Annotated in this window: 13 protein-coding genes and 5 tRNA genes; 1 reads left to right on the forward strand and 17 read right to left on the reverse strand. The window is 36.2% G+C overall.

Annotated elements, in window-relative coordinates; translation table 11 throughout:
- Positions 1 to 6: 6 nt before the first annotated feature.
- From rpoB to LZQ00_RS12600, 13 genes are all read right to left on the reverse strand, one after another.
- On the reverse strand, positions 7 to 3,816 hold the full coding sequence (rpoB, locus tag LZQ00_RS12540; protein WP_234509631.1) for a DNA-directed RNA polymerase subunit beta: 3,810 nt from the start codon (positions 3,814 to 3,816) through the stop codon (positions 7 to 9).
- 169 nt (positions 3,817 to 3,985) lie between these two features.
- The gene (rplL, locus tag LZQ00_RS12545) at positions 3,986 to 4,360 is read right to left on the reverse strand and encodes a 50S ribosomal protein L7/L12 (protein WP_234509632.1); all 375 of its coding nucleotides are present in this window, start codon (positions 4,358 to 4,360) and stop codon (positions 3,986 to 3,988) included.
- A gap of 80 nt (positions 4,361 to 4,440) precedes the next feature.
- A complete protein-coding gene (gene rplJ, locus LZQ00_RS12550) occupies positions 4,441 to 4,959 on the reverse strand; it encodes a 50S ribosomal protein L10 (RefSeq protein WP_234509633.1) in 519 nt (172 codons plus the stop codon).
- A 2-nt stretch (positions 4,960 to 4,961) separates the two neighbouring features.
- Positions 4,962 to 5,660: a 50S ribosomal protein L1 gene (gene rplA, locus LZQ00_RS12555; RefSeq protein WP_234509634.1), complete on the reverse strand. Its 699-nt coding sequence runs from the start codon at positions 5,658 to 5,660 to the stop codon at positions 4,962 to 4,964.
- A gap of 22 nt (positions 5,661 to 5,682) precedes the next feature.
- Positions 5,683 to 6,126 (reverse strand): 50S ribosomal protein L11, encoded by a 444-nt coding sequence (gene rplK / locus LZQ00_RS12560; RefSeq protein ID WP_021191050.1) that lies wholly within the window; start codon positions 6,124 to 6,126, stop codon positions 5,683 to 5,685.
- A gap of 189 nt (positions 6,127 to 6,315) precedes the next feature.
- Positions 6,316 to 6,861, reverse strand: coding sequence for a transcription termination/antitermination protein NusG (nusG, locus tag LZQ00_RS12565; protein ID WP_045752392.1), 546 nt, complete (start codon positions 6,859 to 6,861; stop codon positions 6,316 to 6,318).
- Between the two features lie 18 nt (positions 6,862 to 6,879).
- A complete protein-coding gene (gene secE, locus LZQ00_RS12570; RefSeq protein ID WP_234509635.1) occupies positions 6,880 to 7,074 on the reverse strand; it encodes a preprotein translocase subunit SecE in 195 nt (64 codons plus the stop codon).
- 19 nt (positions 7,075 to 7,093) lie between these two features.
- Positions 7,094 to 7,164, reverse strand: a tRNA-Trp gene (locus LZQ00_RS12575).
- A gap of 162 nt (positions 7,165 to 7,326) precedes the next feature.
- Positions 7,327 to 8,511, reverse strand: coding sequence for an elongation factor Tu (tuf, locus tag LZQ00_RS12580; RefSeq protein WP_234509636.1), 1,185 nt, complete (start codon positions 8,509 to 8,511; stop codon positions 7,327 to 7,329).
- 56 nt (positions 8,512 to 8,567) lie between these two features.
- Positions 8,568 to 8,639 (reverse strand) — tRNA-Thr (locus LZQ00_RS12585).
- A 93-nt stretch (positions 8,640 to 8,732) separates the two neighbouring features.
- Positions 8,733 to 8,805: transfer RNA gene (locus LZQ00_RS12590), tRNA-Gly, on the reverse strand.
- A 58-nt stretch (positions 8,806 to 8,863) separates the two neighbouring features.
- Positions 8,864 to 8,944 (reverse strand) — tRNA-Tyr (locus tag LZQ00_RS12595).
- A gap of 22 nt (positions 8,945 to 8,966) precedes the next feature.
- A tRNA-Thr gene (locus tag LZQ00_RS12600) sits at positions 8,967 to 9,039 on the reverse strand.
- Between the two features lie 312 nt (positions 9,040 to 9,351).
- Here LZQ00_RS12600 and LZQ00_RS12605 point away from each other — a divergent pair.
- Complete coding sequence (locus LZQ00_RS12605; protein WP_234509637.1) at positions 9,352 to 10,515, forward strand: BamA/TamA family outer membrane protein; 1,164 nt, start codon at positions 9,352 to 9,354, stop codon at positions 10,513 to 10,515.
- A gap of 55 nt (positions 10,516 to 10,570) precedes the next feature.
- On the opposite strand, the gene LZQ00_RS12610 is transcribed toward LZQ00_RS12605, so the two are convergent.
- The 4 genes from LZQ00_RS12610 to LZQ00_RS12625 form a co-directional block, all read right to left on the reverse strand.
- Positions 10,571 to 11,095, reverse strand: coding sequence for a hypothetical protein (locus LZQ00_RS12610; RefSeq protein ID WP_234509638.1), 525 nt, complete (start codon positions 11,093 to 11,095; stop codon positions 10,571 to 10,573).
- 448 nt (positions 11,096 to 11,543) lie between these two features.
- The gene (locus LZQ00_RS12615; protein WP_234509639.1) at positions 11,544 to 12,785 is read right to left on the reverse strand and encodes a sensor histidine kinase; all 1,242 of its coding nucleotides are present in this window, start codon (positions 12,783 to 12,785) and stop codon (positions 11,544 to 11,546) included.
- Positions 12,786 to 12,866: 81 nt separating this feature from the next.
- The gene (locus LZQ00_RS12620) at positions 12,867 to 14,228 is read right to left on the reverse strand and encodes a sigma-54-dependent transcriptional regulator (protein ID WP_234509640.1); all 1,362 of its coding nucleotides are present in this window, start codon (positions 14,226 to 14,228) and stop codon (positions 12,867 to 12,869) included.
- 160 nt (positions 14,229 to 14,388) lie between these two features.
- Positions 14,389 to 15,696 carry a TolC family protein gene (locus LZQ00_RS12625; RefSeq protein ID WP_262910912.1) on the reverse strand — a complete coding sequence of 436 codons (1,308 nt, stop codon included), beginning with the start codon at positions 15,694 to 15,696 and terminating at the stop codon, positions 14,389 to 14,391.
- Between the last annotated feature and the right edge of the window lie 240 nt (positions 15,697 to 15,936).

Consider the following 15,936-nt stretch of genomic DNA (forward strand, 5'->3'; position numbering starts at 1 on the left):
GCTTAATTAATCCAATGTGATATCTAAACCTAAACCACGTAACTCATGTACCAATACGTTGAACGATTCTGGTACAGATGGTGTTGGCAAATTGTTTCCTTTTACGATAGCCTCGTAAGTTTTCGCACGCCCAACAACATCATCCGATTTAACAGTTAAGATTTCTTGTAGGATATTAGATGCACCAAATGCCTCTAAAGCCCAAACCTCCATCTCACCAAAACGCTGACCCCCGAATTGAGCTTTACCACCCAATGGTTGTTGTGTAATCAATGAATATGGTCCGATAGAACGAGCGTGCATTTTATCATCAACCATGTGACCTAATTTTAACATATAGATCACCCCAACTGTCGTTGGTTGGTCAAAACGCTCACCTGTTAAACCATTATAAAGGTAAGTTCTACCTGAAGCTGGTAAACCTGCTTTAGCAACCCAATCTTCTACCTCTTCTTTTTCCGCACCATCAAAAATAGGAGTCGCAAATTTAACACCTAGTTTTTGACCAGCCCAACCTAAAACAGTTTCGTAAATCTGTCCTAAGTTCATACGAGAAGGTACACCTAATGGATTTAACACGATATCTACTGGTGTTCCGTCGTCTAAGAAAGGCATATCTTCATCACGTACAATACGTGCAACAATACCTTTATTACCGTGACGACCTGCCATCTTATCCCCTACTTTCAATTTACGTTTTTTAGCAACGTAAACTTTAGCCATTTGAACAATACCTGATGGTAATTCATCACCGACAGAAACTGCGAACTTATCACGTTTGAAAGCACCTAACTCTTCATTTAACTTGATGTTATAGAAGTGTAAAGAAGCTTTAATCATTTCATTCTTATCTTCATCTGTTGTCCAACCTGTTGGGTTGATATTATTGTAGTCTAATTCAGCTAAGATTTTTTGTGTAAACTTAGATCCTTTCGCTACTAACAATTCTTTATAAACATTGTAGATACCTTGAGAAGTTTTTCCATTTACGATCGTAAATAATTTCTCTACTAATCGCTCTTTCAAAACTTTAACAGCTCTTTCGTGTGCTGTCTCTAATTTCTCTAATGTTTTACGTTCAACTTCTTTCGATAATTTTTTAGCACGAGCAAATAACTTCGTATCGATAACAACACCTTTCAGTGAAGGAGAAGCTTTCAATGAAGCATCTTTCACATCACCAGCTTTGTCACCAAAGATCGCACGTAATAATTTCTCTTCTGGAGAAGGATCAGATTCACCTTTAGGTGTAATTTTACCAATCAAGATATCACCACCATTCACTTCAGCACCAATACGGATAATACCGTTTTCGTCCAAGTCTTTAGTTGCTTCTTCCGAAACATTCGGGATATCTGCCGTTAATTCCTCTTCACCACGTTTTGTATCACGAACTTCCAATTCAAACTCTTCAATATGAAGAGAAGTAAACCAGTCTTCTTTTGCTACACGCTCAGAAATTACGATCGCATCCTCAAAGTTATATCCTTGCCAAGGCATGAATGCTACTTTCAAGTTACGTCCTAATGCTAATTCACCATTTTCAGTTGCATAACCTTCACATAATACTTGTCCTTTTTCAACTCGTTGACCTTTTCTTACGATAGGTTTCAAGTTCATACAAGTATTTTGATTGGTTTTCTTGAATTTGATCAATCGATATGTTCTGACATCATCATCAAATGACACTAAACGGTCATCATCTGTACGGTCATAACGAATTTTAATTTCATCCGCATCTACATATTCAACAATACCATTACCCTCTGCATTAATTAATGTACGAGAATCTTTCGCAACACGGCCTTCTAGACCAGTACCGACGATAGGTGCTTGTGGACGTAAAATTGGAACAGCTTGACGCTGCATGTTTGATCCCATCAATGCACGGTTGGCATCATCATGCTCCAAGAAAGGAATTAATGAAGCCGCAATAGATGTAATCTGGTTAGGAGCAACGTCCATATAATCCAAACGCGTAGGTTCGATTACCGGGAAGTCACCAAAATATCTTGCCTTTACTTTAGCATCGATAAAATTACCGCCATCATCATATTTTGCATTTGCTTGACCAATAGTTTTTTCATCCTCGTCCTCTGCAGATAAATAATGAACAGGCTCTTCAACCACTACACGACCATCTTGAACACGACGGTATGGAGTTTCAATAAAACCTAAATTATTAATCTTAGCGTGAACAGCTAATGATGAAATCAAACCAATATTTGGTCCTTCAGGAGTTTCGATTGTACACAAACGACCGTAGTGCGTATAGTGAACGTCACGAACTTCGAAACCTGCACGCTCACGAGAAAGACCACCTGGACCTAAAGCTGAAAGACGACGCTTGTGCGTGATTTCTGCTAAAGGATTCGTTTGGTCCATGAACTGTGATAACTGGTTAGTACCAAAGAAAGAATTAATAACCGATGATAACGTACGTGCGTTAATTAAATCTGTAGGTGTGAACACCTCATTATCACGAATGTTCATACGCTCACGAATCGTACGTGCCATACGAGAAAGACCTACTCCAAATTGCGCGTATAATTGCTCACCTACTGTACGTACACGACGATTAGATAAGTGGTCAATATCATCCACCTCAGCTTTAGAGTTGATTAAGTTAATCAAATACTTCACGATAGCGATGATATCTTCACGAGTCAATACCTTCGTCTCATCTGGAGTATTTAATTTCAATTTACGGTTAATGCGGTAACGACCTACATCACCCAAATCGTAACGTTTATCTGAGAAGAATAAACGATCGATGATACCACGAGCAGTTTCCTCATCAGGTGGTTCAGCGTTACGCAATTGACGATAGATATGTTCTACCGCCTCTTTCTCAGAGTTTGACGTATCTTTTTGTAATGTGTTATATATGATTGAATAGTCAGCATTGTTTGATGCATCTTCTTTTGCTAAAATAATAGATTTTACTCCAGCATCGATGATCAAGTCAATGTGATCTTCTTCTAAAACAGTCTCACGTTCAAGGATGATTTCATTACGATCGATGGATACTACTTCACCAGTATCTTCATCAACGAAATCTTCAATCCATTTTTTCAATACCCTTGCCGCCAAACGACGACCAACATATTTTTTAAGACCAGATTTACTTACTTTAATTTCGTCAGCAAGATCAAATAATTCTAAGATATCCTTATCTGAATCGTAACCGATAGCACGTAATAAAGTAGTAACTGGGAATTTTTTCTTACGGTCGATATAAGCATACATGACGTTATTTACGTCAGTTGCAAATTCAATCCAAGATCCTTTAAAAGGAATTACCCTTGCAGAATAAAGTTTAGTACCATTTGTGTGTCTACTTTGACCAAAGAAAACGCCTGGTGAACGGTGTAATTGAGATACGATCACACGCTCTGCACCATTAATCACGAAAGTACCTTTCGGTGTCATATATGGGATGGTACCCAAGTATACGTCCTGTACAATAGTTTCGAAATCTTCGTGTTCTTCATCATTACAAGATAACTTTAACTTTGCCTTTAAAGGAACGCTATAAGTTAACCCACGTTCGATACATTCTTGTATATCATAGCGAGGAGGATCAATGAAATAATCCAAAAACTCTAGCACAAAAATGTTTCTTGAATCAGAAATAGGGAAGTTTTCCGAGAATACCTTGAACAGCCCTTCCTGATGGCGGTTGTCAGAAGTAGTTTCTAGTTGAAAAAACTCCTTGAAAGATTGCAATTGCACATCTAAGAAATCTGGATATTCCAGAACTTTCCTGCTTGTTGCAAAATTTACTCTTTCTTGTTGAATATTATTGTTTGCCAAGGGAATATGAATTTTAGTTTTAAAAAAACTGAGCTTAACTATGCTGCTATTACTACATCTCGACTATGTTCAGCATACACATAGACTAGTAGTCAAATATCATAAATAGGAATAGACTCTAACGAAAATACGTCAGAGTCTAAACCTTTTGAGGGCTTGTTAGCTAAGATTATTTAATCTCAACAACAGCTCCAGCTTCTTCTAATTGTTGTTTCAAAGCTTGTGCTTCGTCTTTAGAAACACCAGTTTTGATTTCTTTAGGAGCACCGTCTACTAAATCTTTAGCTTCTTTCAAGCCTAATCCAGCTAAATCTTTTACTAATTTAACTACAGCTAATTTAGCACCACCTGCTTCTTTCAAGATAACATCGAAAGATGTTTTCTCTTCTGCAGCAGCAGCACCTTCAGCTGGAGCAGCAGCAACTGCAACAGCAGCAGCAGCAGGCTCGATACCATACTCGTCTTTTAAGATATCAGCTAATTCTTTAACTTCTTTTACTGTTAAGTTAACTAACTGTTCAGCAAGTTGTTTTAAATCTGCCATTTTATTTTGAATTTTTGATTGTCTTTGTGAAAAATTGTTAATTATAATACAACGAATGTTTTATTTAAAAAGAGTATTCGTTAACCTCTTTGTTCTAAAGCTTTTACTAAACCTGAAATTGTATTTCCACCCGATTGAAGAGCTGAAATAACATTCTTCGCAGGAGATTCCAATGCAGCGATAACGTCAGCGATGAGTTCATTTTTAGATTTAAGACTCACTAACGCTTTCAATTGATTGTCACCTACAAATGCAGTTTCTTGGATATAAGCAGCTTTTAACAAAGGTTTATCACCTTCTTTACGTAAAGCTTGAATTAATTTTGCTGGAGCATTTGCAACTTCAGAGAACATCATTGTTGACGCACCTTTCAATGCTCCTACGATTTCTTCTGAATCAATGCCAGCTTCAATTAATGCCTTTTTGATTAAAGTGTTCTTAACAGCTTTAATTTCAATATCACTTTCGAAACATTTGCGACGAATGCCATTCACTTTTTCTACCGATAATTCAGAAGTGTCAGTAATATAGAAATTACCGTAAGATTTAATCTGCTCGGCCAAAGCTTGAACAATTTCTTGTTTTTCTTCTTTTCTCATGATTAAATACCCGCTACTGATTTAGTTTCAACATGAATACCAGGACTCATAGTTGCTGAAATGTGAATGCTTTTAAAGTATGTTCCTTTAGCTGCAGACGGTTTCAAACGAGAGATAGTTTGTAATACCTCTAATGCGTTTTCATAAATTTTGTCTGCATCGAACGACGCTTTACCAACTGAAGTATGGATGATACCAGTTTTATCAACTTTGAAATCAATCTTACCGCCTTTAACATCTGTTACAGCTTTACCTACTTCTGTAGTTACTGTACCAGTTTTAGGATTTGGCATTAAGTTTCTTGGACCTAAAATACGACCCAATTTACCTACTTTAGCCATCACACTAGGCATTGTAATAATGATATCAACGTCAGTCCAACCGCCTTCAATTTTACTGATATACTCATCTAAACCTACGAAGTCTGCTCCTGCAGCTTTAGCTTCTTCTTCCTTATCAGGAGTACATAAAACTAAAACACGTACAGTTTTACCAGTTCCGTGAGGTAAAGTTGCAATACCACGAACCATTTGATTTGCTTTACGGGGATCTACGCCTAAACGAACGTCGATATCCACAGAAGCATCGAATTTGGTCAATGAGATTTCTTTAACTAAAGCCGCAGCTTCTTTTAAAGAGTATGCTTTACCAGCTTCAATTTTGGATAGTGCCGCTTTTTGATTTTTTGTTAATCTAGCCACTTTTCTTAAATTGATTTCTTAATTAATTGTTCCAAGGAGCATTACCTGCAACGGTAATACCCATACTACGTGCTGTCCCAGCTACCATTCTCATAGCAGCATCTAAAGTAAACGCGTTTAAATCTACCATTTTATCTTTGGCAATAACTTCTACTTGTTCCCAAGTAACTGAAGCTACTTTTTTACGGTTAGGCTCACCTGAACCGCTTTTCAACCCTGCAGTTTCTTTCAATTGAATAGCAACTGGTGGAGTTTTAATGATAAAATCAAAAGATTTATCAGCGTAAACTGTAATGACAACAGGTAATACTTTTCCTGGTTTGTCTTGCGTACGGGCATTGAACTGCTTACAGAAATCCATGATATTCACCCCTTTAGCACCTAATGCAGGTCCTACTGGAGGTGAAGGATTCGCAGCTCCGCCTTTAACTTGTAATTTTACTAACGCACTGACTTCTTTTGCCATCTTGTTTTGAATTAAATTATTAAATGTTTGTTAGTAAGTTGGAAGCAAATAACGTAACATTTATTATTTCACATCGTGGCAAACTTTCGTTTCACCACTAAATGAGGTGCAAAGATATATAGAAAATAAACGAAATGCAAATTTTTTACAACATAAAAAAGAGCAAAGGTTAAACTTTGCTCTTTTTTATTATTCTTTTTCTACTTGCATGTAGTTTAATTCCAATGGTGTCTTTCTTCCGAAAACTTTCACCATTACGATTAATTTTTTCTTGTCTTCGTGGACTTCTTCAATTTCACCTGTAAAACCATTAAATGGACCGTCATTCACCTTCACGGTCTCACCAACATAATATGGTACATTAATAGTCTCACCTTGTTCAGCCATCTCATCTACTTTACCTAGAATACGATTAACTTCTGCTTGACGTAATGGAATTGCATTCCCAGCTTTATCTCCCAAGAAACCAATAACACTATTAACTCCTTTGATAATATGTTCCAACTCACCATCTAAGGCTGCTTCCAACAAAACATATCCAGGATAATAATTGCGTTCTTTAGCAACTTTTTTTCCATCACGCATTAAATAATACTTTTCCATAGGAATCAACACTTGTGTTACCAAATGCTCAATTCCTAAACGGCTAACTTCGGCATCTATATATTGCTTTACCTTCTTCTCCTTACCACTCACAGCACGAACTACGTACCATTTTAAACTTTGATCTGCCATAAATAATATTTGATGAAATTAAGAAGCAATACCGTACAACAACTCCAATACGTTACTTGAAGCCTTATCCATTACAAAAACTAATAATGCGATAATAAGAGAAGCAACAAGTACAATTACAGCGGAACTTTGCAATTGAGCCCAAGTAGGCCAAGTAACCTTCTCTGTAATCTCGACATAAGAGTCTTTAAAAAAATCAAGTACTTTTGCCATTTTCAGTTTATTTATTAAGCACGGGAACAAGGATTCGAACCCTGATCAAAGGTTTTGGAGACCTCTATTCTACCGTTGAACTATTCCCGTGTATTTTCTTATTTTGATGATGCAAATATAGTGTTTTAAACTATCCCTCGCAAATATTTTTAATCTTTTTTATTGCTTTTTAATGCCTATTAGGGACTGAAAAAATAAGCTAATCAGTATGAACCGATTAGCTTATTTTATATTTTATATAATCTTTACAGACTAGATAATTTCAGTTACCTGACCAGCACCTACTGTACGACCACCCTCACGGATAGCGAAACGTAGACCTTTTTCCATAGCGATAGGAGAGATCAATTTAACAGTGATCGTAACGTTATCACCCGGCATTACCATTTCAGTACCTTCAGCTAATGAAATCTCACCAGTTACGTCTGTTGTACGGAAATAGAATTGAGGACGGTATTTGTTAAAGAATGGTGTGTGACGACCACCTTCAGCTTTTGATAAAACGTAAACCTCAGCTTTGAAATAATCGTGAGGAGTTACTGATCCTGGTTTACAGATAACCATACCACGACGGATATCAGTTTTCTCAATACCACGTAACAATAAACCTACGTTATCACCAGCCTCACCGTAATCCAAAATTTTACGGAACATCTCAACTCCTGTTACTGTAGATTTTAAGTTCTCAGCACCCATACCTAAGATCTCAACTGGATCTCCAGAGTTGATTACACCTCTTTCAATACGACCTGTAGCAACTGTACCACGACCTGTGATCGAGAATACATCCTCTACTGGCATTAAGAAAGGTAATTCAGTTAAACGTGGAGGGATTGGAATGTAGTTATCAACAGCATCCATTAATTCCATAATTTTTTCAACCCACTCAGGCTCGCCGTTTAAAGCACCTAAAGCTGAACCTTTAATTACTGGAATATCATCACCTGGGTATTCGTAGAATGATAATAATTCACGAACTTCCATTTCAACTAAGTCTAATAATTCTGGATCATCAACTAAGTCAGTTTTGTTCATGAAAACAACTAATGCAGGAACACCTACTTGACGAGCCAATAAGATGTGCTCACGAGTTTGAGGCATAGGACCATCAGTAGCAGCAACTACGATGATAGCACCATCCATTTGAGCAGCACCAGTAACCATGTTTTTCACGTAATCGGCGTGACCAGGACAGTCAACGTGCGCATAGTGACGGTTAGCTGTTGAATACTCAACGTGTGCAGTATTAATTGTGATACCACGTTCTTTTTCTTCAGGAGCAGAGTCAATTGAATCAAATGAACGAGCTTCTGATAGACCTTTGTCTGCTAATACTTTCGTGATAGCTGCAGTTGTAGTAGTTTTACCGTGGTCAACGTGACCGATTGTACCAATGTTTAAGTGTGGTTTACTACGGTCAAATTTCTCTTTTGCCATGTTTATGCGAATTAGTAATTATAAATATTTCTCTATTTGTTATACAATGTTGTACGAGCCAAAGATGGGATTTGAACCCACGACCTCTTCCTTACCAAGGAAGTGCTCTACCCCTGAGCTACTTCGGCTTTCGAAAATTCCATCTACAGATTAATGCCTCCACCTTTAGATATACTATTATCAAAGAAGACAGAGACTAAAAATCAATACTTAAAAATTTGAGCGGAAGACGAGGTTCGAACTCGCGACCTATAGCTTGGAAGGCTATCGCTCTACCAACTGAGCTACTTCCGCTTTGCTTGCGATTTTATTTAGATTTTCATCTACTTCACAGTACGCAAACTGTTTAGTGTGGGGGGAGAAGGATTCGAACCTTCGAAACCGAAGTAACGGATTTACAGTCCGTCCCATTTGACCGCTCTGGAACCCCCCCATAACTTGATAAGTTATGTTTGAGCCTCTTATCGGAATCGAACCAATGACCTACTGATTACAAGTCAGTTGCTCTACCAGCTGAGCTAAAGAGGCGTTTCTATTTAAAAGCTTTTTAATCCCTAAACTTTATTTCTTTTGTTTAGCGAGTGCAAATATCCATTTTAATTTTGATATCTACAAGCTTTTTTTTATTTTTTTTCACTCTTAAAAGAACTATTCAAACCTTTTCTGTTAGCATTGCTATTTCCTCGTTTGCTGATGCAAAGATATACACTAAACCCACATTACAAAAATATTTTTCTAAAAAAAAATAGAGTTTTTCACAACACTACTGATATGCAGATAAATAAATTTTAGTTGAAATATTACAATTTATATTGTTCTTACAAAATTCTATCTTTGGCCATGCAAAATCCAGATCAAAACAAGGTGATCAAGATACTCGTTTCCGTGTTATTCATCGTTCTTATCACCTATACGCACATATTAAAAGCTCAAAATATAATAGAAAAGGTTACAAAAAAAGTCTTTTCTACCGAGCGAGATTCTGCCAGATCTGGTTTTTTTATGATCTTACCTGCTTTCGGATACGCACAAGAAACGGGTGTAGAATATGGAATTGCGAGTAATTACAATTTTTATTTAAATAAAAAAGATACCAGTATCAGATCTTCCAACATCTTGTTAATGGGAACTTATACTTCTAAAAAACAATCAAACATCAAATTACAAACTGACATATGGACAAGTAATAATAATTACCACATAGTTTCAGAAATCCGCTACCGTAACTGGCCCTTTAATTTCTATGGTATTGGTATGGATACAAAAAAAATAGATGAAGATTTAATCAGCCAAAAATTGTTTCGTGCTAAAGTCGAGGTTGAAAAGAAAATTATCCCTCATTATTATACTGGTGTAAATATCCAATATGATTATTTGCAATTTAGAGACAAAGAAAGTGGAGGTATATTTGATGAGGCATCTTTAATTGGAAAAAATGGTGGACAACAACTATTAATAGGGATCTCCCAATTATATGATAACCGAAATAATGTGTCTTACACAACAAAAGGTTACTATGCGAGAGCAAAATTAGCCTATGCTCCAAAATTGTGGACAAAAGAAGATTTTGAAGGTGGGATTTTTGACACGGACTTACGTGGATTCTTCCCGCTACATCAAAAAGTAACCCTTGCTGCACAAGCGATATATAGAGCGACTTTTGGAAAAACAATTCCTTTCTATGCATATCGTGATATTGGAGGAGACATGATGATGAGAGGGTATTATATCGGTCGTTACAAGGATAAAAATTACTTGGCTTCGCAGGCAGAATTGCGTTATCGTTTTCATCCCAGATTTGGGGTAACTGGATTTGTTGGCCTTGGATCTGTTTTCTCAAAAGAATATAATGCCCGATTCGTTCCCTCTTATGGGGGTGGTCTTCGTTACTTTTTTAGCCTCGAACACAATAGCAATATTCGTATTGACTATGCCTTTGGGGAACAACGTCCTGGAGAGAAAAGGCAATCTGGATTTTATTTATCGCTAAGTGAAGCTTTTTAGAAAGACTTCTTGAATTTTAATAGATAAGACAGTCATAAAAACGCTGGCTTGTCTATTAAAAACGAATTAAAAAATCTTCTTTTCTTTGTCCTTTTCTAAAAAAAACCAATCCAAAATAAAAAAGATCAATTGTGACAGTGACGCTGCTGTCTCCTTTTATTCTTTCCCAATTGCTATCCCGTTCCTTAGAAAGATGAGGTTCTTCTATCATCAACAAGTCTTGATCTCCAATATTATGCAGTACAGCTAAATAGTCTGTATCCGTATCGATATAATGAATAACTCTTTTGCAAGCCATTCCTTTGTGTTGTTCAAATAATTTTTCAAGATCAGGATGGGTTGATTTTGTCTGTATTTTAAATTCATTAAATGCAAGAGTTTTCAAGAGACGCTCCACAAGCAGATATTTTTTCAAAGATTTATGACCAGCTTGTATATAAGTTAACGGCACAGCATTCAATTCCAATTCAGTAGGCTTTTGATAAATGACTTCATCCACCAATTGATAAACAAACGGTGAATGCGTACCATGACGACTATGGGAAATTAAATAATGGCGTAAATATTTTAAATAATACATGTCAACTGCAAATGTACATAGAGTGATAGAATTTTCAACAAGGAGGATACCATATTCTATCTTAGTATAGATTTAGTAATGATTTCACTCTGTATTAGTAGGGGTTTAGTAGGGATATATCCCTACTAAACCCCTATTAACCCCCTACTAATACCCTGTTATATCCCTATTAAATATGAATATGATAATAAGCGATCTTCTATTTGATCAGACTATCATATAGTTCTATTTTTTTAAAAACAAGGTGTATAAGATACAGCGGGATTAAGTATCCAGTAAGGAATATTTAAAGAATTATTTGGGGTTAGTTGGTTGTTTTTTTGATTTCTTTTCAACTATATTCCACATGGAACATGGCCAAAAAAGCATGAAAAAGAAATTATTATGAGAGATGTATCTTTACGAGATGCTGGTTAGAAATTTGCGGAGAGGATGAAAAAATAATCGTTTAAAACTGCAAAACAAACGTACTTCCTTTTCCTTCCTCACTATTGACAAAGATTGTCCCTTTATGGAGTAACATAATTTGTTTACTTAAGGTTAATCCTACACCTGTTCCTGTTTTCTTTGTTGTAAAAAATGGTGTAAAGATCTGCTCCTGCAGATCAGTGGGTATCCCTACCCCATTATCTTCAATCCTGATTTGTATTTTACCCTCAACTTCAAGTGCGGAAAGACTGATATAGGCATCATCTCTTATTTTAACCGCATCAATCGCATTGAGCATTAAGTTGATGATCACCTGTTCGATCAGATTGACATCTGCATGCAAAACCAATCTCGTATTTTTAAGAATAATATCAACATCTACATTTTTCTGAATGAGTGTTGGTTCCAATAGTTGATAGATATGTTCAAATAATTGTGCTACATGAATAGGGACGAGTTGAGGTTGATCCACTTTATTAATCATTCGATAACTTTTGGCAAAATGTAAAAGTCCTTCACTCCTTCTTTTAATGGTAGAAATACCCACTTTTAGATCTTCAATATCTTCTTGCCCTCTAAAATGATTCAATCGACCATTTAGCGTTTCTGCTAAAGAGCTAATCGGAGCGATTGAATTCATGATTTCATGTGTCAGTACCCGCAAAAGCTTATGCCAAGCTTTTGTTTCAGTTTCATCCATCGCCTCGTTGATATTCTGATAAACAACAATTCGAAATACTGCGTCTTGGGTTTCAAAACTCGAACTTTGAATCAATAGCTTAATCTTACCTTTACTAGATTGTACTGATTCCATTTGCTGTTGTCCCACTTCCAAGTGCATGGTTTTTTCATAAAGTTCTTCATGTTTTTTTTTCAGTGCAGAAATATTTCCTAAGTGAGGCATATGAAACAACTGCTTAAAGGCATCGTTGACCCACATCACCTTCCCATTTTCCAATTGATAAAAGATAATCGCTGAATTCAACATGTTGATGACCCGATCGAGATACTGATGTTGGATTTCCTTATCAATACTGATTTCTTTATAGATATCGTTTATCTGGTTGAAGGCTGTGAAAAGTTTTCCCTCAGCCGTTTTTGGATTCTTTACGACAAAGCGCCTTGTAAAGTCATGATATTTAACAGCCTCAGCAAATTCAACCAATTGCCGAAAGAGCAAGTTAAAATGGTGATAAAGATTATAAGCAAGTGCCAATAGGATAATAAAAAATATTGCTGCATAGACATATAAACCTATCATAACGAAATAGGCTGTTATTATACAGAAAAGTAGTACCAATAATAATTTTATTACTTGTAGCAATCGACCACCTCTCATCGCTTAAATATCATATTTCTCCAATCTTCTATAAAGGGCTGCTCGTGTCAAACCCAACTCTTTTGCAGCTTTGCTTATATTTCCATTATAACGTTCAACAGCAGCTTTTATCGTTTTCCTCTCCAGTTCTTCCAAATTACTACCCGATATGGAGGATTCAAAAGGTTTTTCTTCTGGTTGTTGTTCAATCGGTGAGAAAAAGATATCATCACCACGGATACTCGCTTGGTCAGCCATGATCACAGCGCGCTCGATGCTATACTGTAGTTCACGTACATTACCAGGGAAATGATAGGAAAATAATTTTTTTAAGGCATCTGTTTCAAATCCGTCGATACGCTTATTGTACTTTTTTGTATATACGGTTAAAAAATGTTCTGCGAGAAGTTGTATATCCTGTCCTCTATGTCGTAAAGGAGGAACTTGAATCTCTACAGTATTGATGCGATAGATCAAATCTTTTCTAAATCTATTTTCATCTGCAAGAACTTTTAACGCAACATTTGTTGCTGTAATAAGCCGGATATCTACGGGTATCACCTGATGAGATCCCAAAGGTGTCACATAACGATTCTGAAGTACGGTCAATAATTTAGATTGTTGTTGTAAAGAAATATTACCAATTTCATCCAGAAATAAAGTTCCACCATTCGCTGTTTCAAAACGACCTTGGCGATCTTCACGTGCATCCGTGAAAGCTCCTTTTTTATAGCCAAATAACTCACTTTCAAATAAGCTTTCGGTCAAAGAACCTACATCAACTTTTACATACACTTCTTTTGAGCGCAACGAACGTTTTTGGATCGCCTGTGCGATCAGATCCTTTCCAGTACCATTTTCACCTAAAATAAGAATATTAGCATCTGTTGGTGCTATTTTTTCGAGTTTATATTGCAATTCGTCCATAATAACGGATTGCCCAATAAGATCAGGTGTACCATCCAAGGTTAAGAGCGAACTTTTTGTTTTTTTATCTTGATTTTTATGTTCTGTTAACGTGCTTTCTATTGTTGCTAATAACTGCTCATTGATCCATGGCTTGACCACAAAATCCGAGGCACCTTTCTTAAGCGATTTTACAGCCAAATCCACTGCAGCATAAGCTGTGATCATAATGACCCGAATGGTGGGATATTTTTCTTTGATTCTTGATAACCAAAAAAGTCCTTCGTTACCTGTATTGATCGTGCTCTTAAAGTTCATATCCAGCAACACCAGATCATAGGGCATCTTATCCAAATGTCCCATCAGATTTTCTGGATTAGACTCTACTTGCACATGACGCACTTTAGGTTTAAGCAGAATCCGTGCGGCTGTCAATAAATCCTGGTCATCATCGACGACTAAAATTGCTGCTTTTTTCATTCAAATAATTTGTTTTTTAAAGGCTATGGAACGATCATTAGCCGTTCCTATTTTTATTATGATTTGCTTTCAAAGGTTCAAGAACATATTCAATTTTGATCGGTTCATAACAGTTGCGCACTTGAAAGCTCTTGATGGTTTTATTTGAATACTAAGGTAACTATAAATTCAACGAGCCAGCATAATAATCGCTGATATATTTTTGCAAGAGCCATTCATATTGTTTGACCAACAGTTGAATCTGACTACTATCCAATTTATTTTTTGCTGTTAAGTACAATACGGAATTGCTATTTCCAGCTTCAAAGTGTACTTGCGCAATACGAAATGACTCTGTATAACTTTGCTGTTGTTCTTGTAATTGTACAATGTTGCTACTGGCATTTTTCAAATTAAAAACTGCTTTTGCCGTTTCTACATGTAAATTGTTTAAGGCAATATCCTTCTGAAATTTAGCGGTTTCCAAATCCAATTTAGCTAATTTTACCTGATTGTATATTGTTAAATGATTAAAAATCGGAATGTTCAAATTTAAAGAAACCGACTTCCCTAAATTATTGTTAAATTGTTTCAAATAACCAAAATCTGCTCCGTTTGAATAATTCGTGGATAAACCTGCACTTAATGAAAGTGATGGCCAATAACCAGACTTCACCACTTTAATATTTCTTTCAGCAGCTTTTATTCTCCAGTCAAGAGCTGGAACATTGGGTAGTTTTTCAATTGCACTATTAAACAGTTGGGATGCTGTTTGCACTTCAGCATCTGGTTTGAATTCCAAGGGTTTCAATTCTCCCAAGTTCTCTTCTTCTACGTTCAATAAGTTAGACAAACGTAATCGATTGAGATATAACAGCTGTTTGTTGTTTTCAATCGCATTGATATCATTCGCCAATTGTCCTTTCAGATCAAAATAATCTCCAGGATTGATTGCTCCTTCTTTATGCAGTACTTCTGCCCTACGCACTTGCTCTCTTGTTACGTCGGTTTGCAATTCGGATTGTTTTAGTACATCTTGGGCTGTTAAGATTTGGATAAAAGCTTCGATCACATCCAATTTAAGTACATTGATTTGTGAATCAAACTCCAACTTGCTCGCTTCCTTAGCGTCAGCCTTCATCCGTACATCGTGCAAGATTCGAAATCCATTAAATACAGGAATATCTGCTCCAACAGAAAAACCTCCAGAAGAGTTGTTCGTTGTTGTATATTGATTAATCGTCTTATCCAAATAACGTCCGGTACTGAAGCCATGATTTAAATTGGCATTGACATCTGGTAACCGATTTGCTTTTGCTTGTTTCAAATTAATATCTGCTCTTTTAACATTAAGTTCATTTTGCATTAAAGCAGGGTTTTCTCGAATAGCCAACTGCACGCATTCAGCAATTGAACGCTGATGGGATTGAGCGTTCGCAAAAGTCAAGCTACAAAGAAAACACAAACTGTATATCAAGATTTGTTTCATATTTCATATTTTCCAAATCTTTAACCATAGGCCATGCCAAATAAGCAACGTGTTAATTATCAGACAAATAATAACCAACAACCCATATACATGTTCATCTTCGTACAATTAGGTGTTCGATTACGAACACTAACAATATTCTTTTCATTTTCCTAAAAATCTATTGCTCTATCTGGAAGTAATTATCAAGTTGTACGTAGGCGAACAACTAGTGTTCGATTACGAACACTAGAAAACAAA

Source organism: Sphingobacterium sp. SRCM116780 (assembly GCF_021442025.1).
Classification (GTDB): Bacteria; Bacteroidota; Bacteroidia; order Sphingobacteriales; family Sphingobacteriaceae; genus Sphingobacterium.